The organism is Streptomyces sp. NBC_00887 (genome assembly GCF_045207585.1).
Map to the genome: position 1 here is coordinate 2,111,385 of NZ_CP108788.1, position 24,167 is coordinate 2,135,551.

The following is a 24,167-nucleotide window of genomic DNA, read 5'->3' on the forward strand; positions in this document are numbered from 1 at the left end:
CAACCGGCTGCCCGGGGGCAGGCAGCCCGAGCGAGGACCGGCGGGAGCCGGGGGCCAGGGCCAGGCGGCGACCGGGTGGGCGCCGGGGCCGACAGCCCGAGTCGAGGACCGGCGGGAGCCGAGGGCCCTGGACCGGTGGGGGCCAGGACCGGCAGCCCGGGCGACGGGTGGCGGCGCACATGACGAGTGAGGGGCGGCCGCAGAGATGCGGCCGCCCCTCACTCATGAGTCCTGCAGCAAGTTTCGGTGTTCACGGTACGGATCAGGGCCGGGCGGACCGATGCCTGCCGAACCGGGGGTTCACTGGCCCTGTTCGTCGCGGCGGCGCTGCCACCGTTGCTCGATCCGGTTCATCATCGACCGGCGCTGCTTGGGATGTCGGCGTTCGCCTCCGCCCCCGCTCCCCGTCTGCGGCTGCTCGCCGGGCTTGGGCGCCTTGCGCCACCCGGTGACAACCAGCACGGCGCAGCCCAGCATGACCAGGAATCCCACCACGCTGATCCAGGTCTGCTTAAAGACCATTCCGGCCATGAGGAGCGCGATACCCACCAGAAAACCGGCCACCGCCTGGTAGACCCGTCGCCGGGTGTACCTGCGCAGCCCGCTTCCCTCAAGCGCTGTCGCGAACTTGGGATCTTCGGCGTACAGCGCTCGCTCCATCTGCTCGAGCATTCGCTGCTCGTGCTCCGAGAGCGGCACGGAGTCCTCCTCGTCGTCGGCCGCGGGGGGCGACCGGTATGCGGCCCTTCCAGAATAGGCAGGGATTCGCCCCCGTGAAACCCGCCCTCTAGCCATAGCCAGTCCGGACCGCCATGTCGGCCGGCTGCTGAGGCGTAGATTCCCCGACCGCCGATCCGTCATGCCGGATGGTGTCACCCGATCATACGGGGCCTGCGCCCCGATCGGGTGTTCTGGGCCGTACTCCGTCTGCAGCTGCGTTGCTGATCAGCCGTGCTCCGGTCGCTCCACGGCCACGTTTCGGCCGTGTCCGCGTCATGGCTCAGACGCGCTTCTCGCCCAGAACGTGCAGCTGGGTCGCCACCGAATGGAACGCCGGCAGTTCCGCGACGGCTGCCTCCAGCCTCAGGAGCGCATCGAGCGCGCCGGGCTCGGTGTCCACGAGAACCCCCGGCACGAGGTCCGCGAAGACCCGCACGCCGTGGACCGCGCCGACCTCTACCCCCGCGGCCGACACCAGCTCGGCGAGCTGGTCGGCGGTGAACCTGCGGGGCACGGGGTCGCCCTCCCCCCATCGTCCCGAAGGGTCCGTCAGCGCCTGCTTGGCCTCGGTGAAGTGCCCGGCGAGCGCGCGGGCCAGGACGGCACCGCCGAGCCCGGCACCCAGCAGGCTGAGCGCGCCGGAGGGACGGAGCGCGTCGACCGCGATCCGTACGCCTTCGGCGGGGTCGTCCACGTACTCCAGGACGCCGTGGCACAGGACCGCGTCGTAGCCGGTGCGCTCCACGACGTCGAACAGGCCGAGGATGTCGCCCTGGACGCCGCGGACCCGGTCGGCCACCCCGGCCTCGGCGGCGCGGCGCTCCAGCGCGAACAGCGCGTTGGGGCTGGGGTCGACGACGGTGACCCGGTGACCGAGACGGGCGACGGGCACCGCGAAGTTGCCGGTGCCGCCGCCCGTGTCCAGCACGTCCAGGGCGTCCCTGCCGGTCGCCTTGACGCGGCGCTCCAGAGTGTCCTTCAGGACCTCCCAGACCACGGCGGTACGGAGGGAGGCACGGGGGCGCAGCTGGTCCGACACGGCAGTTGACTCCTCGGCACGATGCCGCCACGGACGGCGGAGCGTGAACGGTGCAGGTGGTACGGGCTCTCCACCCTATTGCCTTGCACCGCCGTCCCGGTCACCCCGCGTCGGACCACCTCCCGACTGTTACCGGGGCCGGTCCTTGCGGGGTTGCGGAAGGACCGGCTGGAGCGCCAGTAGCCGCTCGACCAGACGCAGGAACATGGCGGCGTCCCGCAGCAGATCGTCGGCGTCACGGCTGGTGGCCGCGCCCGGTATCCCGGCCTCCGCCCGGGCCCTGCGCCGGGCCCCGGAGGCGAACAGGGCGCTCCATTCGGTGAGTTCGGGCGCTATTTCCGGCAGGACTTCCCAGGCGCTGCGGATCCTCTCCCGGCGGCGCCTGCTGGTTTCGGGACGGCCACGGGCGGCGAGCACGGCGGCTGCCGTACGCAGCGCGGCGAGGTGAGCGGTGGCGTACCGCTCGTTGGGCACGTCGAGTACGGCGGCCTCGTCCAGGCCGGAACGGGCCTGGACGAGCAGATCGAGAGCGGCGGGCGGCGCAGTGGTGCGACGCCTAACGGGGTGGACGTCGGTTGCCGGACCGGTCAGTGAGGGGGCAGGGCTGCCTGCGCGGCGCCGTGGAGCGGCGGCTGCGGACGAGCTGGCCATGACGAACCTCCTGTCGTCGTGTGACGGCTTCGTGGCCGTATGTATCCATCGTGACGGCCACCACTGACAATCCCTTCCGTACCGCCACTGACCTGGCACTTTGCTTCGAGCGCGAGTTCGGGCTAGCTTTTTGCACTGACTGGTCAGTGCAAAATGGGGGGTGGGGTTGTGGACAGCCCGCACGGGGCGGAAGTGAGCGCCGAGGACTTCGGGCTCGAAGGGCCGCGCGGCTGGGCCTTCCGGGGTGTGGACTTCACCGCGGATCCCGGGACGCTCGTCGCGATCGAGGGCCCGTCCGGGTCGGGCCGCACGTGCCTGCTGCTCGCGCTCACCGGCCGGATGCGCTCCACTCAGGGGCACGCGGAGGTCGGCGGTCTGCGCGTGCCCGGCCGGCTCGCCGCCGTCCGAAGGATCAGCGCGCTGGGCCCGGTGCCCGGGGTCAGCGAACTCGACCCCGCCTTCACCGTCGCCGAGCATCTGCGCGAACGGGCCCTGCTGCAGCGCCGCTTCGACGGATCGCTGCGCACCCTGCTGGAGCCCCGGGCCCGGCGGACCGCGACGGCCCGGGCGACCGTCGACGCCGCGCTGGAGGCCGTCCGCCTGGACACCTCGGCCCTGCCCAAGGCCGAACGGACCTCCGTACGGGACCTGGAGCGGCTCGAAGCCCTGCGGCTGTCCGTCGCCCTTGCGCTGATGGCCCGGCCCCGGCTCCTCGCGGTGGACGACACCGACCTCAAGCTCTCGGACGCGGACCGTGCCGAGGCCTGGGCCCTGCTGGGCGCCCTCGCGGACGCCGGGACGACGGTGCTCGCCGTGTGCAGCGAGGCACCTGAGAACGCGTTCACCGTACGGACCGGAACCCCCGACACCAGCGAGAACGCACCGACCGAGGACGACACGACCGGAGAGGGGACGGCCGATGCGATCGCCGAAACTGGCCGCGCTTGAGCTGAGGCGTTTCGGAAGGGGCCGGATGCCGCGGGCCGCACTGGTGGCCCTCCTGCTGCTCCCCCTGCTGTACGGCGCCCTGTACCTGTGGTCCTTCTGGGATCCGTACGGGCGGCTCGACAGGATCCCCGTCGCGCTCGTCAACGACGACAAGGGCGCTAGCGCGGAGGGCAAGCGCGTCGCGGCAGGTGACGAGATAGCCGGCAGGCTCCTCGACTCCAAGGTCTTCGACTGGCACGAGGTCGACTCCGCCGAGGCCCGCAGGGGCGTCGAGGACGGAACGTACTACCTCTCTCTGACCATGCCGGCCGACTTCAGCAGGCGGATCGCATCGAGTTCCGGCGACTCCCCCGAGACGGGCGCCCTGCAGGTCCGTACGAACGACGCCAACAACTACATCGTCGGGCAGATCTCCCGGACCGTGTTCGCCGAGGTCCGCAGCGCCGCGTCGACGAAGGCCTCGCGCGGTTTCCTCGACCGGATCTTCATCAACTTCTCCGGCCTCCACGACGCGACGGCGAAGGCCGCCGCGGGCGCCGACGACCTCAAGGGCGGCGTCGCCAGGGCGAAGAAGGGCTCGAAGGACCTCGCGGTCGGGCTCAAGGACGCCAAGTCGGGCAGCGGCACGCTGTCCGCCGGGATCGTCAGGCTCAACAAGGGCGCCGGCGACCTCGAGACCGGATCCCGGCAGGTCGCCTCCGGTACCCAGCTCCTCGCCGACAAGGTCAACAAGGTGGCCGGCGATGTCCGTCCGTTCCTGAAGGACAACGGCAGGACGATCGGGGACACGGCGCGGCTGGTCGCCGACTCCTCGAAGACCGTGCGGGACAACCTCGACCTGCTGGTCGAGGCCGCGCCCACCGCGTCGGCCGCCGCACACGCGGCCTCCGACGATCTGGCCGACGTCCACCGCATCCGCTGCACGGAGCAGCCGCTGCCCGACCCCGGTGTGTGCCCGCAGCTGAAGCGCGCCAAGACCGCGGCTGCCGATGTCGCGAAGGTCTCCGACGACCTGAACACCCTGGTCACCAACCAGAACGGGGACCTGAAGAAGCTGCGCGCCCAGCTGACCACCCTTCAGAAGCAGGCCGACGCCCTCGCCAGGCGCTCGCCGAACCTGGACACGGACCTGGAGTCCGCCGTCTCGAAGATCAACTCGCTCAACACCGGTGCCCACAAGGTCGCCAAGGGCGCCGACGCACTCCACACGGGGCTCGGCACCGCGAAGACCGGGTCCGCGGATCTGGACAGCGGGCTCTCGAAGCTCAAGAAAGGGGCCAAGAGTCTGGACGGCGGGCTGTTCCGGCTCAGTGACGGGTCCGCGACCCTGGCCCAGGGGCTGAACGACGGTGTCGGCAGGATCCCCGACTACGACAAGAAGGACCGCGACGCCCGTACCGGTGTCATGGCCGACCCCGTGCAGCTTGCCTCCTCGTCGCTGCACGCGGCTCCCAACTACGGCACCGGCTTCGCCCCGTACTTCATCCCGCTCTCCCTCTGGGTGGGGGCGATGGTGGCGTACATGCTGATCCAGCCGCTCAACCGGCGCGCGCTCGCGGCCGGTGCACCGGCCTGGCGCATCGCCTTCGCCGGCTGGCTGCCGGTCGCCGCCATCGGCCTGCTCCAGGTCGTCGCCCTGATGTCCGTGCTGCACTGGCGGCTCGGCCTGCAGATGGCGCACGCCGCCGGGACGATCGGCTTCCTGGCCCTGGTCACCTGCTGCTTCGCCGCGATCGTCCAGTGGCTGAACGCCCGCTTCGGCGCGGCGGGAAGGATCCTCGTGCTGGCGGTGCTGATGCTCCAGCTGACCTCCGCAGGCGGCACGTACCCCGTCCAGACCAGCCCCGGCTTCTTCGGCGCGATCCACCCCTACCTGCCGATGACGTACGTCGTGGAGGGGCTGCGCAGGCTGATCACCGGGGGTGGTCTCGGACCGGTCTGGCAGGCCTGCGCCGTGCTGCTGGCCTTCACCGCGGGCGCTCTGGCACTGACCGCGCTCTCCGCCCGCCGCAAGCAGGTGTGGACCCTGGACCGGCTGCATCCGGAGCTCAGTCTGTGAGCTCGCCGGGACCTGTGAGAATCGACCGTATGGACAGCAGTAGCACCACACGCCGCAAGGCCACGCGGCAGAAGCTCTACGAGGCGGCTGTGACCCTCATCGCGGAGAAGGGCTTCTCGGCGACCACGGTGGACGAGATCGCCGAGCGTGCCGGGGTGGCCAAGGGCACGGTCTACTACAACTTCAAGAGCAAGACCGAACTCTTCGAGGAGCTGCTGCGGCACGGCGTCGGACTGCTCACGCAGTCGCTCCGCTCCGCGGCCGAGGAGACCGACGAGCGCGACGGCACCCGGGTGGAGGCCCTCGACGCGATGATCCGGGCCGGTCTGGTCTTCATCGACCGCTACCCGGCCTTCACCCAGCTGTACGTCGCCGAGCTCTGGCGCACCAACCGCGCCTGGCAGTCGACACTCCTGGTGCTGCGCCAGGAAGCCGTCGCGGTCGTCGAGGGGGTGCTCCGGGAAGGTGTCGCGAACGGTGAGCTCAGCGAGGAGATCGACATCCAACTGACGGCCGCCGCCCTCGTCGGGATGGTCCTCGTGGCGGCGCTCGACTGGCAGGCGTTCCAGCCGGAGCGCTCGATCGACGATGTGCACTCGGCCCTGTCCCTGCTGCTGCACGGGCGCGTCAGCGGACGCTGAGGAGACCCGGGAGCACACGGCACACGAAGACGCCGGCCCGGTGGCATTCGATCCCCCTCGAATGCCACCGGACCGGCGTCTTCGGTGCTTCCGCGGCGCCCTTCCCCGTGACCCCGATTCCCCCGTGGTCCCCGGGCTCCGCGTCGTACACCCCCGTTGCGTCCGGAGTGCCGCACCGTTCCGCCGCCCCGTGCCGGCGGTCCGGGCGCTGCGCCCCTTCCGTGGTCTCCACTCTGCCGTCCGTGCAGGTGGGAGCCCATCCGCGTCCCTACTCATCTCCCCCACTAGGTACACATACTCAGAGCTGTGTGCGGGAGCCCACCCGGGGCGGACGGCGACTGGTTACGATCGCGTCCGTGTCCGTACTCCCCCTGGTGTTCACGAGTGGCTGGGCGAGCGGGATCAACGCCTACGCGGTGGTCCTGCTGTTCGGCATCTTCGGCGCGACCGGACTCACCGACGAGGTGCCCGAGTCGCTGCAGCGCACCGATGTGCTCGTGACGGCCGGGGTGCTCTTCCTGTTCGAGGCGGTGGCCGACAAGATCCCCTACGTGGACTCGGCCTGGGACGCGGTCCATACGGTCGTGCGTCCGGTCGCCGGGGCGGTCGTCGCGGCGCTGCTGGCGGGCGAGAGCGGATCGCTGCCGGAGCTCGCGGCCGCGGCGGTCGGCGGTTCCACCGCGCTGATGAGCCATCTGGTGAAGGCGGGCACCAGGATGGCGGTCAACACCTCGCCCGAACCGTTCAGCAACGTCGCGGTGAGCGTCGCGGAGGACCTCGGCGTCGCCGGGATCATCACGTTCGCCATGTTCAACCCCGTGGCCGCGGCCGTCATCGCCGCGACACTTCTGGTGCTCGGCCTGGTGATACTGGTCTTCCTCGCCTCGCGTATCCGCCGCTTCCTGCGTCGCAGAGCACAGCGACGCGAAGAGAAACGCATGGCGGCAACGGGCGGGCACCGGCCTCACGAGTGAGCTGTCGGTGCCACCCCTTAGGGTCACTGACATGGCACGAATTGCGGTGATCGGCGCCGGGACGGGCGCGATGGCGGCGGCTGCCCGGCTGGCCGTGGCAGGCCACCGGGTGACGGTGTACGAGCGGTCCCGGACCTACGGCGGCTCGCTCGGCCGGTATGCCCACGAGGGGTTCGTCTTCGACACCGGACCCTCGCTGCTGCACCTTCCCGCGGTCTATCGCGACCTGTTCGTGAAGACGGGCAAGGAATCCCTGGAGCAGCGCGTCACGCTGACCCAGGTCGACCCTGCGAGCCGCCACCATTTCGCGGACGGCACCGCGGTCTCCCTGCCGAACGCCTCGCGGGCGGGAGTCGTCGGCGCGCTGGACGGGGCACTCGGCAAGGGATCGGGAGTGCGCTGGGGGGAGTTCCTGGACCGGGCGGGGACGGCATGGGACCGCTCGCGCAGGCCGCTGCTGGAGGAGCCCCTGCGGGACGACCGGCAGGTGCTGGGCCGTGATCCCTACCCCGCGCTCCGCAGGCGCAGGCTGCTGACCGTCCGGGAAGCGGGCACGGTCGCCGAGATCGGTGCGTGGGAGCTCGCGGACCCCCGGCTGGCCGCCCTGCTCGACGGGTACGCCCTGTCGTACGGCCTGGACCCCCGCCGCGCGCCGGCGGCCGCCGCCCTGCTGCCCTACATGGAGGAGACCTTCGGCAGCTGGTACGTCACCGGGGGCATGCGGGCGCTCGCCGAGGCGGTGTACGAACGGTGCCTGGCGCGCCGTGTGACGTTCGTTTTCGGTGCCGAGGTGGTCCGGGTGGCCGAGAAGGACGGCCGGGCCGCAGGCGTCGAACTGGCGGACGGCGAGAGTGTCGAGGCCGATCACGTGGTCCTGGGCGCGCAGCCGTGGCCCGGTCTGCTGTCCGGTGAGGGGCGGCGGCCCGGCGCAGAGGCAGGAGAAGCACGGGGGGCCGTGCAGGGTCCGGTGCCGGGCCGCTTCCTGGTGCTGCTGTCACTGCGCGGCGCCCGGGAGGCAGGTGCGGTGCACCGGAGCGTGGTGCACCGCGAGGACGGGGCCGCTGAGCAGGACGCGGTGTTCGGGGGACGGACCGCGGAGCGGCCCACCGTGACGGTGCTGCGTCCCGACGACCCCGCCACCCGCCCCGACGAGGCGCACGAGGCGGTGACCCTGATGGCGACGGTGGCCCCGCACGGTCCGGTGGACTGGACGGACGCGGCGCTGCGCGAGCGGTACGCGGACGTGCTGATCGATCGTGCCCGCGTGGCCGTTCCCGGTCTGCGGGAGCGGATACTCCACGTCGAGGTGCGCACCCCTGCCGAGACCGCCGCCGACACCGGCGCCGAGGGCGGTTCGGTGCCCGCGCCCGCGCTGGCGGGAGCTCGGGGCGCGTATCTGCACTCCGGGAACCGCACCGGGCTGCCCGGCCTGTATCTGGCGGGCGGCTGGTCGCATCCCGGTGGCGGACTGGCGCATGCCGGAATGTCGGGGGCCCTGGTCGCGGGGCTCGTGGTGGAGGGTGACGGCTTCCGCGGCTCGCAGTGAGCCGCGGAGCGCTCGTCGTCGTGCCCGCGGGTGGTCAGTAGCGGTACTGCTCGTTCTGGCCGGTGTCGTACCCGTTGCCGTACGGGGCGGGCTGCGGGGGCTGCTCGGGCGGCATCGGGGGGTACTGCTCGCCCTCGCGCTGCTGCGGGACCCAGACGCCTCCCGGCGGCGTCTCCGAGGCGTACTGCTCGGCGTAGGGGCCGGTGTACTGCTGCTGGCCCCCGTAGCTGTCGTAGCCGTTGCCGTAGCTGTCGTACGAGGAGTACTGGTCGGGGCCCGCTGCCGCACCGGTCCCGATGTACGGGTCGGAGTAGGGGGCGTAGTCCGGCGTCTGCGTGCCGTAGTCGTACTGGCCGGCGTAGGAGTCCTGGCCCTGGTAGGTGTCCTGGCCCGGATAGGCGCTCTGGCCCTGGTAGGCGCCCTGGCCGCTGTAGGTGTCCTGGGCGGGCTGCGCGTAGTCGGTGTACGGGTCGTAGGCGCCGTACTGCTGCTGCTCGCCCTGCGTTTCCTGGCTGCCCGCGGCCGCGTAGGCGGCGTCGGTGTATATCCCGTACTGCCCGGTGTCGTCCGGCAGCGGCTGCGGTTCGTAGACCGCGGATGCCGCGGTCTCGTCCCCGGCCTCCGGTACGGGTTCCTGGTACTCCAGGCCGGAGACCTCGAGCGTGGGTTTCCGGCCGGGTGCGTCGCCGGAACCACGGCGACGGCGGCTCTCGCCGGGGCTGCCGCCTATGGCCCAGCCCGTCGAGAAGCCCCGTCGGAAGGAGAGGGTCACATACGTCTGACCCGTCGCGAAGGCGATCGCGCCGAGGGCGATCACCAGCACGGAGGGAATCAGTACGCCGAGGACCACACCGAGGAATCCGGCGAAGGCGAGCAGCCGCCAGCGCAGCCGCGCCTTGTACTGCAGCAGCACCTCGCCCAGCAGCCACAGCGCCACGACGCCGAATGCGATGTAGAGGACCGTCCAGCCCACGCCCGCCCCCTCCTACGGCCACCGCCCCGGTTGGTGGCGGGTACGGCCGGTCACGACTGCTTGTGCAGTCCGAGATTCTCGTAGATCTCGAGTGTTGCCGTCGAGTTGTTGAGCGTAATGAAGTGCAGCCCCGGGACACCCTCGGAGAGCAGCTTCGCGCAGAACTCCGTGGCGAACTCGATGCCAATGGAGCGTACAGCGGCGGGATCGTCCTTCGCGGCGAGGATGCGCTCTTTCAGTGAGGAAGGCAGGGACGCGTTGCTGAGCTGGGCGAATCTCTCCAGCTGCCGGACGCTGGTGAGCGGCATCACCTCGGGAATGACGGGGGTGTCGCAACCGGCGGCGACCACGCGGTCACGCATCTGCAGATAGCTCTCCGGCTGGAAGAACATCTGGGTGATCGCATAGTCGGCACCCGCGCGGCACTTGTCCACGAAATGCCCGATGTCGGTGTCCCAGTCGGCCGACCGCGGGTGCATTTCGGGAAAGGCCGCGACGCCGACGCAGAAATCGCCGGATTCCTTGATGAGCCGGACGAGATCCGCCGCGTACCGCACGCCCTGAGGGTGCTTTACCCACTCGGCCATCGGGTCGCCCGGCGGGTCTCCGCGCACCGCGAGGATGTTGCGGATACCGGCGTCGGCGTACTGCCCGACCATGTTGCGCAGCTGGGCGACGGAGTGGTCGACGGCCGTGAGATGCGCGACGGGGGTGAGCGTGGAGTCGGCGGCGATCTGCTGGGTCGCCCGCACCGTCCCCGCACGCGTCGAACCGCCGGCCCCGTACGTCACGGAGACGAAGCTCGGGCCCACCGCCTCGACCCGCCGCAGGGCGTTCCAGAGGTTCCGTTCGCCCTTCTCGGTCTTGGGCGCCCAGAACTCGAACGAGTACGACGTTTTGCCGGTCGCGAGCATCTCACGCACGGTGCGAGCGTGATCTGTCCTCGTGGAGGGTGTGCCAAGAGCCATACTGGGAGGTTAACCAGGGCTCGGCGGTACCCCAACCAGACCGGGGCTTTTCACCCGGATTAATGTGATCGCTGTCCACCCCTCGGACAACTGCCTCCCCCGGAGCGCGAGATGCGCCCGCTCAGGCCGCGCGCGCCCTGATGCGCGCGGCGAGCGCCGCGGTCGCCGCGGCGGGATCCGCCGCTTCGGTGATCGCCCGCACGACAACGATCCGCCGTGCGCCCGCGTCCAGCACCTCGTCCAGATTGCCCGCGTCGATTCCGCCGATGGCGAACCAGGGGCGCGGCTGGTCGAGTGAGGCGGCGTAGCGGACGAGCCCCAGACCCGGGGCGTACCGGCCGGGCTTGGTCGGGGTGGGCCAGCAGGGGCCCGTGCAGAAGTAGTCGACGCCCGTCTCGGCGACGGCCGCGTCCACCTCGGACTCGGCGTGGGTGGAGCGGCCGATCACCGCCTCGGTGCCGATGACGGCGCGGGCGGCGGGCACCGGCAGATCGCCCTGCCCGAGGTGCAGCACGTCGGAGCCGATGGCGTGGGCGACGTCGGCCCGGTCGTTCACCGCGAGGAGTTTGCCGTGACGCTTGCAGGCGTCCGCGAACACGGCCAGGTGTTCGAGCTCCTCGGCGGCCTCCATGCCCTTGTCGCGCAACTGCACGATGTCGACGCCGGAGGAGAGCACGGCATCGAGGAACGCGGGAAGGTCGCCCTGCCGTTTGCGGGCGTCCGTGCAGAGGTAGAGCCGGGCGTCGGCCAGCAGCGAGCGAGGCGTGGACATGGTGGATTTCCCCCGTTGATAGGTCGCCGGCACCCGCCGGGCCGCCGACCCGGTGGTCGTCGGCCCGGCGGGGTGCCGGTCACGGCGGGGTGCGGGCCGTGAAGCACGGCCCGCACCCCGCATACGGTCGTCCGGTCAGACGGCGAGCGCCTGGGCCCGGCGCTTCACCTCCGTACCGCGATTCTCACTCAGTGCCTGCGCGGGCGTGCCGGGCAGGCTCGGGTCGGGGGTGAAGAGCCACTCCAGCATCTCTTCGTCGCTGTAGCCGTCGTCCTTCAGGAGCGTCAGGGTCCCTGCGAGGCCCTTGACCACCTTGTTGCCGTCGATGAAGGCGGCAGGCACCTGGAGCGTCCGCCTCTCACCACGTCGTACGGCGATGAGCTGACCCTCCTTGACCAGCTGCCGTACACGCGTCACCTCGACATCGAGCATTTCCGCGATGTCGGGAAGGTGGAGCCAGTCGGGGACGAGAACATCGATCTTTGCGTCAATCTCGGTCACGGGGACAAGCCTGCCATCCCGGACCGGCAGTCGGTAGCCGGGCCGCCCGTAAGGAGGTACCCGGGTCCTACGGCGCCGCAGTCCTCAGCGGTACGGAGGGGTCCGCGGCACGCACCGGATCGATGCTCGCCCCGGCCTCGATGAGCTTGCGCGCCTGGGCGAGGTCGCGCGGCCGGCTGACGGCGAGCACCGCCACCAGGACGCCCCCGCGCAGCCAGCAGACCGTCCAGGCCGGGTCCGCCGGGTCGCCGCGCCACAGCATGGTGTCGGCGGCGGCGTGGTGACCGGCGTACTGCACGAACCGGCCGAACTGCTCGGACCAGAAGTAGGGCACCGGGTCGTACGTCCGGGGCTGCCCGTCCGCGAGGGCGGCCGCGACCGTCCGGGGCCCCTGGAGGGCGTTGTCCCAGTGGTGGACCAGCAGCCGCTCGCCGTAGCGGGCGGAGGGGAAGGAGGCACAGTCACCCACCGCGTACACGTCGGGCAGGGAGGTGCGCAGCGAGCCGTCGGCGGTGATCGAGCCGTCCGGGCCGAGCGCGATGCCGGAGTCCTCCAGCCAGCCGGTGGCGGGGCGGGCGCCGATGCCGACGATCACCGCTCCGGCGGGGACCACCCGTCCGTCCGCCAGGACGACGGCACCGGGGTCGACGCGCGCCACCCGGGCGCCGGTGAGGAGTTCGGCTCCGCTCTCGGCGTACCAGCGGGCCATCGGGGCGGCGACGTCGGCGGGCAGGGTGCCCGCGAGGGGGCGTTCCGCTGCTTCGACGACGGTGACCGCGCAGCCCGCGGCACGGGCCGCGGTGGTGAATTCGGCACCGATCCAGCCGGCTCCCACGACCACGACGTCGTGCTGCCGCTCCAGGACGGGCCGCAGCCGTGCGGCATCGTCGACGGTGCGCAGCAGATGGACACCGGGAACGCCCTCGGAGCCGGGCAGGACGACGGGCTCGGCCCCGGTGGCGAGAACCAGCACGTCGTACGGGACGGGGCCCTCGGGGGTGTCCAGTTCGTGTGCGTCGGCGCGCAGTCCGCTCACGTCGAGGCCAAGGCGCAGGGTGATGTCAAGCGCCTCGAAGTCGACGTCGAAGGCGGAGTCCTCGGCCTTGCCGAGCAGGACCGCCTTCGACAGGGGCGGCCTGTCGTAGGGCTGGTGCGGTTCCGCGCCGATCAGGGTGACCTGGCCGGCGAAGCCCTGTTCGCGCAGGGCCACGGCGGTCTGCACGCCTGCCATGCCGGCGCCGACGACCACGACCCGGCGTGGCTGCTGTCCCGTTTCCCGCTGTTCCGTCTGCTCGCTCACCCGGCCACCCTAATCACCTGACGTTCCATCAGGTGTCGAGCTCCTCCACCACGCTCGTCCCGCTGCCCTCCTGGGACTCCCACTCCCACCGCTCTTCCAGCCGCACCCGGCCGTCGGGGAGTTCCGTGACGGTCGAGACGCAGTGGCCGCCGGAGGTCGTTCCGTCCTGCTTCAGCTGCACATAACGGAAGTCCAGGGTGTCGCCCTCCCTGGTGCCGACGAGATGTCCGCGGACGACGTCACCGCCCGCGTACTCGGCCCAGACCCGTCCCTCCCGCTCCCGGTAGGTGAAGCGTGTGCGGGTGCCGACCTGGCCGGGTGCCTGGTCCGCGACGGGCGACAGGACGAGTCCGTCGAGTGAACGGGCCACGGTGGCTGCTCCCTTACTGGCTGCGGGTTGCGGGGTTTAGGGTGGCCAACGTAAGGCACTCGCGGGAGCCCGGACGCACCGGGCTGAGAGGGAGGCTGGACGGCCTCCGACCGTACGAACCTGATCCGGGTCATGCCGGCGAAGGGAGGGGCTGGACGCCCATGCGCATCTCCGAGAACGGATCCGACGTCCTGGTCGTCGGGGGCGGCATCATCGGCCTGGTGACCGCCTGGCGGGCGGCCGGGCGCGGCATGTCCGTCGCGGTCGCCGATCCCGAACCGGGCGGCGGTGCCGCCCAGGTCGCGGCCGGCATGCTCGCGGCCGTCACCGAACTCCACTACGGCGAGCAGACGCTGCTCGGCCTCAATGTCGCCTCCGCCGCCCGCTATCCGGCGTTCGTGGCCGAGCTGGAGGAAGCGAGCGGGCAGGAGACCGGCTTCCGTGCCTGCGGCACGCTGGCGGTCGCGCTGGACTCCGACGACCGGGCCCATCTGCGGGAGCTGCACGCCCTGCAGCAGCGTTCGGGGCTGGCGTCGGAGTGGCTGAGCGGCCGCGAGTGCCGCCGGCTGGAGCCGATGCTGGCCCCCTGCGTGCGCGGCGGACTGCGGGCGGACGGCGACCACCAGGTGGATCCCCGCCGGCTGGCCTCGGCCCTGGTCACGGCGTGTGAGCGGGCCGGTGTGGTCTTCCACCGGGCCCGGGCGGAGCGGCTCCGCGTGACGGGCGGCCGGGCGGCCGGAGCGGTCCTCGCGGACGGTACGGAGCTGAGCGCCGACCAGGTCGTGCTGGCCGCCGGCAGTCTCAGCGGCAGACTCGCCGGGGTCCCCGAGGAGGTCGTACCACCGGTCCGCCCGGTCAAGGGGCAGGTACTGCGTCTGGCCGTGCCGCCCGCGTACGCCCCTTTCCTCAGCCGCACCGTACGGGCCGTGGTCCGCGGCAGTCACGTCTACCTCGTCCCGCGCGCCAACGGCGAGCTGGTCGTGGGCGCGACCAGCGAGGAGATGGGCTGGGACACGACGGTCACCGCGGGCGGGGTCTACGAACTGCTGCGCGACGCCCACGAGCTGGTGCCGGGCATCACCGAACTGCCGCTGACCGAGACCCGCGCGGGCCTGCGTCCCGCATCTCCGGACAACGCCCCGCTGCTGGGCCCGACGGCACTGCCCGGCCTGCACCTCGCCACCGGCCACCACCGCAACGGGGTGCTGCTGACGCCCGTCACCGGTGACGTGATGGGCCAAGTGCTGGCCACCGGCGAACTGCCCGCAGAGGCGCGCCCCTTCGCGCCGAGCCGCTTCGCGTCCTCCGGCCGGGGTCCCGCGTCACCGAACCTCTCCCCCGGAGCCCTCACTTCAGCACCTCAGGAGCAGCCCGCATGACCGAGCCCCTGCCCACCGCCGCTCCCGCACCTGCGTCCGCCTCCGCATCCGGGCCCGAGTCGGTGTCCCTGTCCGTCAACGGGGAGCACCGCACCGTCCCGGCCGGTACCGCGCTGGACGCCCTGGTCGCGACCCTGACCACGGCGCACTCCGGTGTCGCCGCCGCGGTCAACGAGGCCGTCGTGCCGCGCAGTCAGTGGTCCGCCACCGCTCTCGGCGAGGGCGACCGCGTCGAGGTCCTCACCGCGGTCCAGGGAGGCTGACATGTCGGACGATCTCTTCACGCTCGGCTCCACCACCTTCTCGTCCCGGCTGATCATGGGAACGGGCGGTGCGCCCAGCCTCGAGGTGCTGGAGCGCTCCCTGATCGCCTCGGGAACCGAGCTGACCACCGTCGCGATGCGCCGGCTCGATCCGACCGTGCAGGGCTCGGTGCTCTCCGTCCTGGAGCGGCTCTCCATCCGCGTGCTGCCCAACACCGCCGGCTGTTTCACCGCGGGCGAGGCCGTACTGACCGCCCGGCTGGCCAGGGAGGCGCTCGGCACCGACTGGATCAAGCTGGAGGTCGTGGCAGACGAGCGGACCCTGCTGCCCGATCCGATCGAGCTGCTGGACGCCGCCGAGACCCTGGCGGACGAGGGCTTCACCGTCCTTCCGTACACCAGTGACGACCCGGTCCTCGCCCGGAAACTCCAGGACGTGGGGTGCGCGGCGATCATGCCGCTCGGCTCCCCCATCGGATCCGGGCTCGGCATCCGCAACCCGCACAACTTCCAGCTGATCATCGAGCAGGCCGCGGTTCCGGTGATCCTCGACGCGGGGGCGGGAACCGCTTCGGACGCGGCGCTGGCGATGGAGCTGGGGTGCGCCGCTGTGATGCTCGCCTCAGCGGTGACCCGGGCGCAGGAGCCGGAGCTGATGGCCGCGGCGATGCGGCACGCGGTGGACGGAGGGCGCCTGGCGTACCGGGCCGGCCGGATCCCGAGGCGGCATTTCGCCGAGGCGTCCTCGCCCGCCGAGGGCCGGGCGGTGCTGGATCCGGAGCGCCCGGCCTTCTGACACGGCCGCCCGACCTGCTCACACGGCTGCTCCACCGGCCGCTCCCAGGTCACCACACATACATGTCCCTGTCACGGCTCGGCTTCAGAACGGTCCCCGGGCTGCCCCGGGCCGTCCGCCGTGTCCGTGGCGGCTCGTAGACTCGACCCGTGGACACGACCCTCCAGGACCCCCTCGTCGGGCAGCTGCTCGACGGCCGCTACCGCATCGATGCGCGCATCGCCGTCGGCGGTATGGCCACGGTCTACCGGGCCGTGGACACCCGTCTCGACCGGGTGCTCGCCCTCAAGGTGATGCATCCGGCCCTGGCGACCGACGCCGCCTTCGTCGAGCGCTTCATCCGCGAGGCCAAGTCCGTGGCCCTGCTGGCGCACCCCAATGTGGTGGCCGTGTTCGACCAGGGCGCCCAGGGCGCGTACGTGTATCTGGCGATGGAGTACGTCGCGGGGTGCACCCTGCGCGACGTACTGCGTGAGCGGGGCGCCCTGCAGCCGCGGGCCGCACTGGACATCCTGGAGCCGGTCCTCGCCGCGCTCGGTGCCGCGCACCGGGCGGGCTTCGTCCATCGCGACATGAAGCCGGAGAACGTCCTGATAGGGGACGACGGCCGGGTGAAGGTCGCCGACTTCGGTCTCGTACGGGCGGTGGGCACGGTCACGGACACCACCGGCTCGCTCCTGGGCACCGTCTCGTACCTCGCGCCGGAGCAGATCGAGCACGGCACGGCCGACACCCGCGCCGATGTGTACGCCTGCGGGGTCGTGCTGTACGAGATGCTGACCGGCGGCAAGCCGCACACCGGTGAGACCGCCGCACAGGTCATCTACCAGCACCTCAACGAGGACGTCCCGGCCCCGTCCGCGGCGGTTCCGGGCCTGGCCGCAGGGCTGGACGAGCTGGTGGCGGGCGCCACCGCCCGCAATCCCGAGGCCCGGCCCCATGACGCGGTGGCCATGCTGGCCCGGTCCCGCGAGGTGCGTGCCGGTCTGACCGGGGAGCACCTGGACGCGATGCCTCCGCAGGCCCTCGCCGGGACGCATGACGCCGCCGGCGACCGTACGAGCGTGATCCCCCGGGTCATCCCGGCCGGCCAGGGCACCGCGCACCACACCAGCCGCCTGGAGATGCCCCCGCTGCCGCCGCGGACGGGTGGCCGTCGGCCGTTCGCCGCCGGATCCCGGCGCGGGATGTTCGCGACGCTCGTCGCCCTCCTGCTGGTCCTGGGGGTCGGTGCGGGTGTCTGGTACATCAATTCGGGGCAGTTCACCCGGGTCCCCTCGCTCCTGGGCCAGACCCAGACGGCGGCGGAGAAGCGGCTCGCGGACGCCGGTCTCGACGTGGGGGGCGTCAAGCGTTCCTACAGCGACACGGTCGATCGCGGCAGGGTGATCAGCAGCGATCCCGGATCGGGCGAGCGGATCCGGGGCAATGACGCGGTGAAGCTGGTGATCTCGCGCGGGCCGGAGATCGTGCAGGTGCCCGATGTCGAGGGCATCGCGCTCGCCGATGCCCGACGCGAGCTGAAGGAGGTCGGCCTGGTGCCGGGGATGGTGACCCGGGAGTTCAGCGAGGAGATCGCACGGGGCGAGGTGATCCGTACGGATCCCGCCGTCGGTACCGATCGCCACCCCGACTCGGCCGTCGCCCTGGTGATCAGCAAGGGCAGCCCGGTCAGTGTCCCGGACGTCACGGGGCTCGACATCGAGGCCGCGAGGGCCGCGCTGGAGGAGGCGGGCCTCAGGACCGAGGTGCTGCCCGACCGGGTCACCTCTCCCGAGGCCGAGAGCACCGTCGCCCGCCAGTCACCCGCCGACGACGCGGAGGCCGCGGAGGGCGACACCGTCGAGCTCACGGTCTCCAAGGGCCCGCGCATGCTCGACGTCCCGGATGTCACCGGGAAGGACGTGGACGAGGCCAGGAGCACACTGGAGGAGGCGGGGTTCGAGGTCAAGGTCGACCGGTCGTTCCTCTCCTTCAGCGACACGATCGAGAGTCAGTCGGTCGACGGTGGCGAAGAGGCCCCGGAGGGCTCCACGATCACCATCAAGACCAAGGGTCTCTAGAACACATGCGCAACCCAGTAGGCGGTCACGTCCCGGTGGCGGGCGGCCTCGCGAAGGTCGGCCTCGGCTATGCGAGGGAGCTGGCGGCGGAGACCGTACAGGTCTTCGTCGCCAATCCGCGCGGGTGGGCGACACCGCCAGGAAACCCGGCGCAGGACGAGCTGTTCCGCTCGGAGTGCGCGGCAGAGTCCGTCCCCGCGTACGTCCACGCCCCGTATCTGATCAACTTCGGCTCGCACACCGAGGCCACCGCCGAGAGGTCCGTCGAGTCGCTGCGCCACTCGCTGCGCCGGGCCAGGGAGATCGGCGCCCTGGGCGTGGTGGTGCACACCGGGTCGGCGACCGGCGGGCGACCGCGGTCCGAGGCCCTCGCCCAGGTGCGCACGCACATGAGGCCGCTGCTCGACGAGCTGACCCATGACGACGATCCGTTCCTGCTGCTGGAGTCGACGGCCGGGCAGGGATTCTCGCTCTGTTCACGGACCTGGGACTTCGGCCCGTACTTCGAGGCCCTGGACTCCCACCCCAAGCTGGGGATCTGCCTGGACACCTGTCACATCTACGCGGCGGGCCACGACCTGGCGGGCCCCGGCGGCATGCGGCAGACCCTGGATCTGCTGGTGGACACGGTCGGTGAGGGCCGGCTGAAGCTGATCCACGCCAATGACTCCAAGGACGTCGTGGGCGCGCACAAGGACCGCCACGAGAACATCGGCGCGGGCAACATCGGCGCCGAACCCTTCCGGGAGCTGTTCTCGCATCCGGCGACCGAAGGGGTGCCGCTGATCATCGAGACGCCCGGCGGCAAGGAAGGGCACGCGGCGGACGTGGCGCGTCTGAAGGAACTCCGGGGCACCGTCGGCCTGTGAGGTGAGCGCGGCAGGGTACTCCGTGCGGGTGTACCGGCTGCCGCGGGGTCAGAGCTCGGGGCCGTCCCCGGGCTCCTCCTGGTAGCTGTAGCGCTGCTCGCGCCACGGATCGCCGATGTTGTGGTAGCCGCGCTCCTCCCAGAATCCCCGGCGGTCGGCGCTCATGTACTCGATGCCGCGGACCCACTTGGGGCCCTTCCAGGCGTACAGGTGCGGTACGACCAGCCGCAGCGGGAATCCGTGTTCGGCGGTGAGGAGTTCGCCGTCCTTGTGGGTGGCGAAGAGCGTGCGGTCGGACATGAAGTCGGACAGCCGCAGGTTCGAGCTGAATCCGTATTCGGCCCAGACCATCACATGGGTGACATGGGGTGCGGGCGGCGCCAGTTCCACGACCGAGCGGGCGAGGATTCCGCCCCATTCGGCTCCGAGCATGCTGAACTTCGTCACGCAGTGGAGATCGGCGACGACCGTGGAGTACGGCAGCGCCGAGAATTCCTGGTGGTTCCAGCAGCGCTTCTCACCGTCCGCCGTGGCCCCGAAGACCCTGAACTCCCAGCGATCGGGCTTGAACTTGGGCACCGGCCCGTAGTGGGTGACCGGCCAGCCACGCTGCAGTCGCTGCCCCGGCGGTAGCCCGGACTGCTCTGCTGTGCCGCGTTCCCGGCTTTCCGGCTGACCCATGCCTCCATGGTGACAGACAGGCAGGGGTGGTTATGACCAAGGGAGACCCGATTCGGGCAACTCGTACTAAGCATGCACTTACTGGACGACTGCGGGGTGCGATGCAAGGATGCGGCGCAAACATGCCCAGTTCACCGGTTGGAAGGAGCCTCTGCGATGCAGGGCGACCCCGAGGTCCTCGAGTTTCTGAACGAACAGCTGACCGCCGAATTGACTGCCATCAACCAGTACTTCCTGCACGCCAAGATGCAGGACAACTTCGGCTGGACGAAGCTCGCCAAGTACACCCGGGCCGAGTCGTTCGACGAGATGAAGCACGCCGAGATCCTCACCGACCGGATCCTCTTCCTGGAGGGCCTGCCCAACTACCAGCGGCTCTTCCACGTTCGGGTCGGCCAGACGGTCACCGAGATGTTCCAGGCCGACCGCCAGGTCGAGGTGGAGGCGATCGACCGCCTGAAGCGGGGCATCGACGTGATGCGCGCCAAGGGCGACGTCACCTCGGCGAACATCTTCGAGTCCATCCTGGCGGACGAGGAGCACCACATCGACTACCTCGACACCCAGCTGGAGCTGGTGGAGAAGCTCGGGGAGCCGCTCTACATCGCGCAGCTGATCGAGCAGCCGGAGAGCTGACCCGCCCGACCCGTCCGTGGGCCAGGGCTCCGCGGGAGACCCTGACGCTCCTGGAGGGCCCGCTCAGGCGGCGTCGGAGAGCCGGACGTCCGGCGGACCGGCGAAGGTGACGGGCGCACCGGCAGGAGCGCCCGTCGGCTCCGTCCGCCCCTCGATGAGCTCACGGCGCGGGCAGTCGCCGCGTCCGAGCAGTGCCTGGATCCTGCGGACGCAGCCACCGCAGTCCGTTCCCGCCTTGCAGGCGGAGGCTATCTGGCGAGGCGTGCACGCCCCGTCGTCCGCATGCTTCTTGACCTGCTGTTCCGTGATGCCGAAGCAGGAGCAGACGTACACGCGGTTCACCTCCCGACGGGGTCGTTCGCTGCGCCGTCCCGATGTTTCGGTGAGGCTAACCTAACCTTACCCGTCGCGCCAGGCCCGCAAAAGCCCCGGTTACGACTGTGGGGCACGGATCACATGGATCCGTGCCCCACAGGTGCTCTCAGCGGTGGTCCCTACTGGTCGCGGTACATCTCGGCGACCAGGAAGGCCAGGTCGAGGGACTGGCTGCGGTTGAGGCGCGGGTCGCAGGCCGTCTCGTAGCGCTGGTGCAGATCGTCCACGAAGATCTCGTGGCCGCCGCCCACGCACTCGGTGACGTCGTCACCGGTGAGCTCGACGTGGATGCCGCCCGGGTGGGTGCCCAGGGCCTTGTGGACCTCGAAGAAGCCCTTGACCTCGTCCAGGACGTCGTCGAAGCGGCGCGTCTTGTGTCCGGACGCGGCCTCGAAGGTGTTGCCGTGCATCGGGTCGGTCACCCACACCACCGTGGCGCCGGAGGCCGTGACCTTCTCGACCAGCTCGGGGAGCTTGTCGCGGACCTTGTCGGCGCCCATGCGCACGATGAAGGTCAGCCGGCCCGGCTCGCGGTCGGGGTCGAGACGGTCGACGTAGCCGAGCGCCTCGTCGACGGTGGTCGTCGGGCCGAGCTTGATGCCGATGGGGTTGCGGACCTTCGAGGCGAACTCGATGTGCGCGCCGTCCATCTGGCGGGTGCGCTCACCGACCCAGACCATGTGACCCGAGGTGTCGTACAGCCGGCCGGTGCGCGAGTCGGTGCGGGTGAGCGCCGACTCGTAGTCCAGCAGGAGCGCCTCGTGCGAGGCGTAGAACTCGACCGCCTTGAACTCGGCCGGGTCCGTGCCGCACGCCTTCATGAAGTTCAGCGCGTTGTCGATCTCGCGGGCCAGGGCCTCGTAGCGCTGGCCGGAGGGCGAGGACTTCACGAAGTCCTGGTTCCAGGCGTGGACCTGCCGCAGGTCGGCGTAGCCGCCGGTGGTGAAGGCGCGGACCAGGTTCAGCGTGGAGGCGGATGCGTGGTACATCCGCTTCAGCCGCTCGGGGTCCGGGATGCGGGCTTCCTCGGTGAAGGCGAAGCCGTTGACGGAGTCGCCGCGGTAGGTCGGCAGGGTCACGCCGTCGCGGGTCTCGGTCGACTTGGAGCGCGGCTTGGAGTACTGGCCCGCGATCCGGCCGATCTTGACCACGGGCACGGAAGCCGCGTAGGTGAGGACGGCGCTCATCTGGAGCAGCGTCTTCAGCTTGGCCCGGATGTGCTCGGCCGACACCGCGTCGAAGGCCTCGGCGCAGTCACCGCCCTGCAGCAGGAACGCCTCGCCCTTGGCAACGGCCGCCAGGCGGGCACGCAGCTGGTCGCACTCGCCTGCGAAGACGAGCGGAGGATACGATTCGAGCTCCGCGAGCACATCGCGCAGAGCCTCGGCATCGGGGTACTCGGGCTGCTGCGCCGCGGGAAGGTCACGCCAGGTGTTGCCACTGGCGACGGAGGTATTGGCGTTCACGGTCACCTCCCCAACATTACGGGGTCGCGGAGCGCGTCCATCCGGGCGCTCAACAATTGAGACACACGCTCGTTCGTCCGGTGGATCCGCTAGGGTTCGGGACATGTTCGCGCAGACGACCCAGAACTGGTGGTGGACCGCTCATCCGGCGGCCCGCTGACTCATCGCGCGTACAGACTTCGCGAAGGCCGCCCGAGGGGCGGCCTTCTCTGCGTTTCGGAGCCGGGAGCCGTTCCTCCATCCGGAAGGAACTCCCATGCCCGACCGTGTCACCGACCTGGTTCGCAGACTGCTCCGGGACGACTGCCCTCCCTTCGCGCTGCTGCGCAGGCGTACACCCGGCCGGGACCACGACACCGTCGAGGTCCTGATCGGCCCCGTCCACGAGGTGGACAGACTCGCCGGACTCCCGGTGGGCGAGCAGCCGGCCCTGGCCTTGGTGCCGTTCCGGCAGATCGCCGAGCGCGGTTTCGACGTACGCGACGACGGCACCCCGCTGGCCGTACTGGTCGCCGACGAGTCCTGGGAGCTGCCGCTGGACGAGGTGCTGGCGCGGCTGCCCGCCCATGACGTACGCGTCGAGGACGGTGCCTTCGACGTCCCCGACGGGGAGTACGCGGACATCGTGCGGCGGGTCATCGAGGACGAGATCGGGCAGGGCGAGGGCGCGAACTTCGTGATCCGGCGGACCTTCGAGGGCGGGATCCCGGGTTTCGGCCGGGCCGACGCGCTGGCGCTGTTCCGGCGGCTGCTGGCCGGTGAGCGGGGCGCGTACTGGACGTTCGTCGTGCACACCGGGGACAGGACGCTGGTCGGCGCCAGTCCCGAGGTGCATGTGCGGATGTCCGGCGGGACCGTCGTGATGAACCCGATCAGCGGGACCTACCGCTACCCCGCCGAGGGGCCGAGCGCCGAGAGCCTGCTGGCCTTCCTCGGCGACCGCAAGGAGACCGAGGAGCTCTCCATGGTGGTCGACGAGGAGCTCAAGATGATGTGCACCGTCGGCGACATGGGCGGTGTGGTGGTCGGCCCCCGGCTCAAGGAGATGGCCCACCTCGCGCACACCGAGTACGAACTGCGCGGGCGCTCCTCGCTGGATGTGCGCGAGGTCCTCAGGGAGACGATGTTCGCGGCGACGGTCACCGGTTCCCCGGTGCAGAACGCCTGCCGGGTCATCGAGCGGTACGAGCCCGGTGGCCGCGGTTACTACGCGGGCGCCCTGGCCCTGCTGCGCCAGGAGCCCGGCGGGGCGCAGACGCTGGACTCCCCCATCCTGATCCGCACCGCGGACATCTCGGCCGGCGGCCGGCTGCGGGTACCGGTCGGGGCGACGCTCGTGCGCCACTCCGACCCGGCGGGCGAGGTCGCCGAGACCCATGCGAAGGCGGCCGGTGTGCTCGCGGCGCTGGGCGTCCGGCCCGGCCGGCCCGAGGCGGAGGCGGGCCGCCCGCAGCTGGCCTCCGATCCGCGGGTGCAGGCGGCCCTGGACGACCGGCGCGGCGGCCTCGCCCCCTTCTGGCTGCGCATGCAGGAGCGCACCCGTGAACTGTCCGGGCACGCGCTGGTGGTGGACGGCGAGGACACGTTCACCGCGATGCTGGCGCATCTGCTGCGCTCCTCGGGCCTCACCGTGTCGGTGCACAGGTACGACGAGCCCGGCCTGCGCGAGACGGTACGGGCGCACGAGGGACCCGTTGTCCTGGGCCCGGGGCCCGGCAACCCCGGGGACGCCGCGGATCCGAAGATGCGGCTGCTGCGCGGACTGACCGCCGAGCTGGTCGGGGAACACCGCCACGGGCTGCTGGGCGTATGCCTGGGCCATGAGCTGATCGCGGCGGAGCTGGGCCTGGAGATCGTACGGAAAGCCGTGCCGTACCAGGGTGCGCAGACCCGGATCGAGCTGTTCGGGCGGCCCGAGACCGTCGGTTTCTACAACAGCTTCACGGCGCGCTGCGACGAGGCCGCCGCCACCGAGCTGGGGGCGCACGGCATCGAGGTGAGCCGGGACGCGGGCTCCGGGGAGTTGCACGCCCTGCGGGGCAAGGGCTTCGCCTCGGTCCAGTTCCACCCGGAGTCGGTGCTGACGCTGCGCGGGGCCGCGATCGTCACCGGGCTGCTGGCGGCACTGCCGGTGGCCGGCTGAGGCAATCCCGTGGGGCCCGGGCGACCGGGGCCCC

General features: G+C 71.3%; 25 protein-coding genes and 1 riboswitch. Of the genes, 13 read left to right on the top strand and 12 right to left on the bottom strand.

Going from position 1 to position 24,167, the window contains the following annotated elements:
- Nucleotides 1-300 precede the first annotated feature (300 nt).
- The 3 genes from OG844_RS09610 to OG844_RS09620 all read right to left on the bottom strand — a co-directional run bounded on the left by OG844_RS09610 (nt 301) and on the right by OG844_RS09620 (nt 2,410).
- A complete protein-coding gene (locus OG844_RS09610; RefSeq protein ID WP_406389458.1) occupies nt 301-699 on the bottom strand; it encodes a DUF3040 domain-containing protein in 399 nt (132 codons plus the stop codon).
- Nucleotides 700-1,000: 301 nt separating this feature from the next.
- Complete coding sequence (locus tag OG844_RS09615; protein ID WP_406389459.1) at nt 1,001-1,759, bottom strand: class I SAM-dependent methyltransferase; 759 nt, start codon at nt 1,757-1,759, stop codon at nt 1,001-1,003.
- Nucleotides 1,760-1,888: 129 nt separating this feature from the next.
- A complete protein-coding gene (locus tag OG844_RS09620) occupies nt 1,889-2,410 on the bottom strand; it encodes an SAV_6107 family HEPN domain-containing protein (RefSeq protein WP_406389460.1) in 522 nt (173 codons plus the stop codon).
- 168 nt (nt 2,411-2,578) lie between these two features.
- On the opposite strand from OG844_RS09620, the gene OG844_RS09625 reads away from it, so the two are divergent.
- The 5 genes from OG844_RS09625 to OG844_RS09645 all read left to right on the top strand — a co-directional run bounded on the left by OG844_RS09625 (nt 2,579) and on the right by OG844_RS09645 (nt 8,578).
- Nucleotides 2,579-3,358, top strand: a complete 780-nt coding sequence (locus OG844_RS09625) for an ATP-binding cassette domain-containing protein (protein WP_406389462.1) — start codon at nt 2,579-2,581, stop codon at nt 3,356-3,358.
- Entirely contained in the window at nt 3,330-5,417 is a 2,088-nt protein-coding gene (locus OG844_RS09630; RefSeq protein ID WP_406389463.1) for a YhgE/Pip family protein, read from the top strand. Before OG844_RS09625 ends, OG844_RS09630 begins: the two co-directional genes overlap by 29 nt.
- A gap of 29 nt (nt 5,418-5,446) precedes the next feature.
- Entirely contained in the window at nt 5,447-6,058 is a 612-nt protein-coding gene (locus OG844_RS09635) for a TetR/AcrR family transcriptional regulator (RefSeq protein ID WP_406389464.1), read from the top strand.
- A 356-nt stretch (nt 6,059-6,414) separates the two neighbouring features.
- Nucleotides 6,415-7,032 (top strand): DUF4126 domain-containing protein, encoded by a 618-nt coding sequence (locus OG844_RS09640; protein ID WP_406389466.1) that lies wholly within the window; start codon nt 6,415-6,417, stop codon nt 7,030-7,032.
- 31 nt (nt 7,033-7,063) lie between these two features.
- Nucleotides 7,064-8,578, top strand: a complete 1,515-nt coding sequence (locus OG844_RS09645) for a phytoene desaturase family protein (RefSeq protein ID WP_406389468.1) — start codon at nt 7,064-7,066, stop codon at nt 8,576-8,578.
- 34 nt (nt 8,579-8,612) lie between these two features.
- On the opposite strand, the gene OG844_RS09650 is transcribed toward OG844_RS09645, so the two are convergent.
- From OG844_RS09650 to OG844_RS09675, 6 genes are all read right to left on the bottom strand, one after another.
- On the bottom strand, nt 8,613-9,551 hold the full coding sequence (locus OG844_RS09650; protein ID WP_406389470.1) for a hypothetical protein: 939 nt from the start codon (nt 9,549-9,551) through the stop codon (nt 8,613-8,615).
- 50 nt (nt 9,552-9,601) lie between these two features.
- The gene (metF, locus tag OG844_RS09655) at nt 9,602-10,519 is read right to left on the bottom strand and encodes a methylenetetrahydrofolate reductase [NAD(P)H] (RefSeq protein WP_406389471.1); all 918 of its coding nucleotides are present in this window, start codon (nt 10,517-10,519) and stop codon (nt 9,602-9,604) included.
- A gap of 121 nt (nt 10,520-10,640) precedes the next feature.
- Nucleotides 10,641-11,291, bottom strand: coding sequence for a thiamine phosphate synthase (thiE, locus tag OG844_RS09660; RefSeq protein WP_406389472.1), 651 nt, complete (start codon nt 11,289-11,291; stop codon nt 10,641-10,643).
- 135 nt (nt 11,292-11,426) lie between these two features.
- The gene (locus tag OG844_RS09665; RefSeq protein ID WP_383186721.1) at nt 11,427-11,792 is read right to left on the bottom strand and encodes an Rv2175c family DNA-binding protein; all 366 of its coding nucleotides are present in this window, start codon (nt 11,790-11,792) and stop codon (nt 11,427-11,429) included.
- A 67-nt stretch (nt 11,793-11,859) separates the two neighbouring features.
- Nucleotides 11,860-13,023 carry an NAD(P)/FAD-dependent oxidoreductase gene (locus OG844_RS09670; RefSeq protein ID WP_406396064.1) on the bottom strand — a complete coding sequence of 388 codons (1,164 nt, stop codon included), beginning with the start codon at nt 13,021-13,023 and terminating at the stop codon, nt 11,860-11,862.
- Nucleotides 13,024-13,120: 97 nt separating this feature from the next.
- Nucleotides 13,121-13,462: a hypothetical protein gene (locus OG844_RS09675; RefSeq protein ID WP_406389473.1), complete on the bottom strand. Its 342-nt coding sequence runs from the start codon at nt 13,460-13,462 to the stop codon at nt 13,121-13,123.
- A gap of 51 nt (nt 13,463-13,513) precedes the next feature.
- Nucleotides 13,514-13,626: riboswitch (TPP riboswitch) on the top strand.
- Between OG844_RS09675 and thiO the strand changes: the two genes are divergently transcribed.
- From thiO to OG844_RS09700, 5 genes are all read left to right on the top strand, one after another.
- The gene (gene thiO / locus OG844_RS09680) at nt 13,624-14,841 is read left to right on the top strand and encodes a glycine oxidase ThiO (RefSeq protein WP_406389475.1); all 1,218 of its coding nucleotides are present in this window, start codon (nt 13,624-13,626) and stop codon (nt 14,839-14,841) included. Its footprint overlaps the riboswitch before it by 3 nt.
- On the top strand, nt 14,838-15,104 hold the full coding sequence (thiS, locus tag OG844_RS09685; RefSeq protein ID WP_406389477.1) for a sulfur carrier protein ThiS: 267 nt from the start codon (nt 14,838-14,840) through the stop codon (nt 15,102-15,104). The genes thiO and thiS overlap by 4 nt, the downstream gene beginning before the upstream one ends.
- 1 nt (nt 15,105) lies before the next feature.
- Nucleotides 15,106-15,900 (top strand): thiazole synthase, encoded by a 795-nt coding sequence (locus tag OG844_RS09690; protein ID WP_406389478.1) that lies wholly within the window; start codon nt 15,106-15,108, stop codon nt 15,898-15,900.
- Nucleotides 15,901-16,049: 149 nt separating this feature from the next.
- On the top strand, nt 16,050-17,963 hold the full coding sequence (gene pknB, locus OG844_RS09695; RefSeq protein WP_406389480.1) for a Stk1 family PASTA domain-containing Ser/Thr kinase: 1,914 nt from the start codon (nt 16,050-16,052) through the stop codon (nt 17,961-17,963).
- Nucleotides 17,964-17,968: 5 nt separating this feature from the next.
- Nucleotides 17,969-18,832, top strand: a complete 864-nt coding sequence (locus OG844_RS09700; RefSeq protein ID WP_406389482.1) for a deoxyribonuclease IV — start codon at nt 17,969-17,971, stop codon at nt 18,830-18,832.
- Between the two features lie 48 nt (nt 18,833-18,880).
- Here the strand turns inward: OG844_RS09700 and OG844_RS09705 are convergent, their stop codons facing one another.
- Nucleotides 18,881-19,513: a sulfite oxidase-like oxidoreductase gene (locus OG844_RS09705; RefSeq protein WP_406389483.1), complete on the bottom strand. Its 633-nt coding sequence runs from the start codon at nt 19,511-19,513 to the stop codon at nt 18,881-18,883.
- Between the two features lie 156 nt (nt 19,514-19,669).
- On the opposite strand from OG844_RS09705, the gene bfr reads away from it, so the two are divergent.
- Nucleotides 19,670-20,149 (top strand): bacterioferritin, encoded by a 480-nt coding sequence (gene bfr / locus OG844_RS09710; RefSeq protein WP_329211947.1) that lies wholly within the window; start codon nt 19,670-19,672, stop codon nt 20,147-20,149.
- 63 nt (nt 20,150-20,212) lie between these two features.
- Here bfr and OG844_RS09715 read toward each other — a convergent pair whose 3' ends face one another.
- Both OG844_RS09715 and OG844_RS09720 read right to left on the bottom strand, forming a co-directional pair.
- Nucleotides 20,213-20,482 carry a (2Fe-2S)-binding protein gene (locus tag OG844_RS09715; RefSeq protein ID WP_351175135.1) on the bottom strand — a complete coding sequence of 90 codons (270 nt, stop codon included), beginning with the start codon at nt 20,480-20,482 and terminating at the stop codon, nt 20,213-20,215.
- A 161-nt stretch (nt 20,483-20,643) separates the two neighbouring features.
- The gene (locus OG844_RS09720) at nt 20,644-21,996 is read right to left on the bottom strand and encodes a class II 3-deoxy-7-phosphoheptulonate synthase (RefSeq protein ID WP_351175095.1); all 1,353 of its coding nucleotides are present in this window, start codon (nt 21,994-21,996) and stop codon (nt 20,644-20,646) included.
- A gap of 97 nt (nt 21,997-22,093) precedes the next feature.
- Between OG844_RS09720 and OG844_RS09725 the strand changes: the two genes are divergently transcribed.
- Nucleotides 22,094-22,150 (top strand): trp operon leader peptide, encoded by a 57-nt coding sequence (locus OG844_RS09725; RefSeq protein WP_124277238.1) that lies wholly within the window; start codon nt 22,094-22,096, stop codon nt 22,148-22,150.
- A 96-nt stretch (nt 22,151-22,246) separates the two neighbouring features.
- Complete coding sequence (locus tag OG844_RS09730) at nt 22,247-24,133, top strand: anthranilate synthase family protein (RefSeq protein ID WP_406389486.1); 1,887 nt, start codon at nt 22,247-22,249, stop codon at nt 24,131-24,133.
- Nucleotides 24,134-24,167 lie beyond the last annotated feature (34 nt).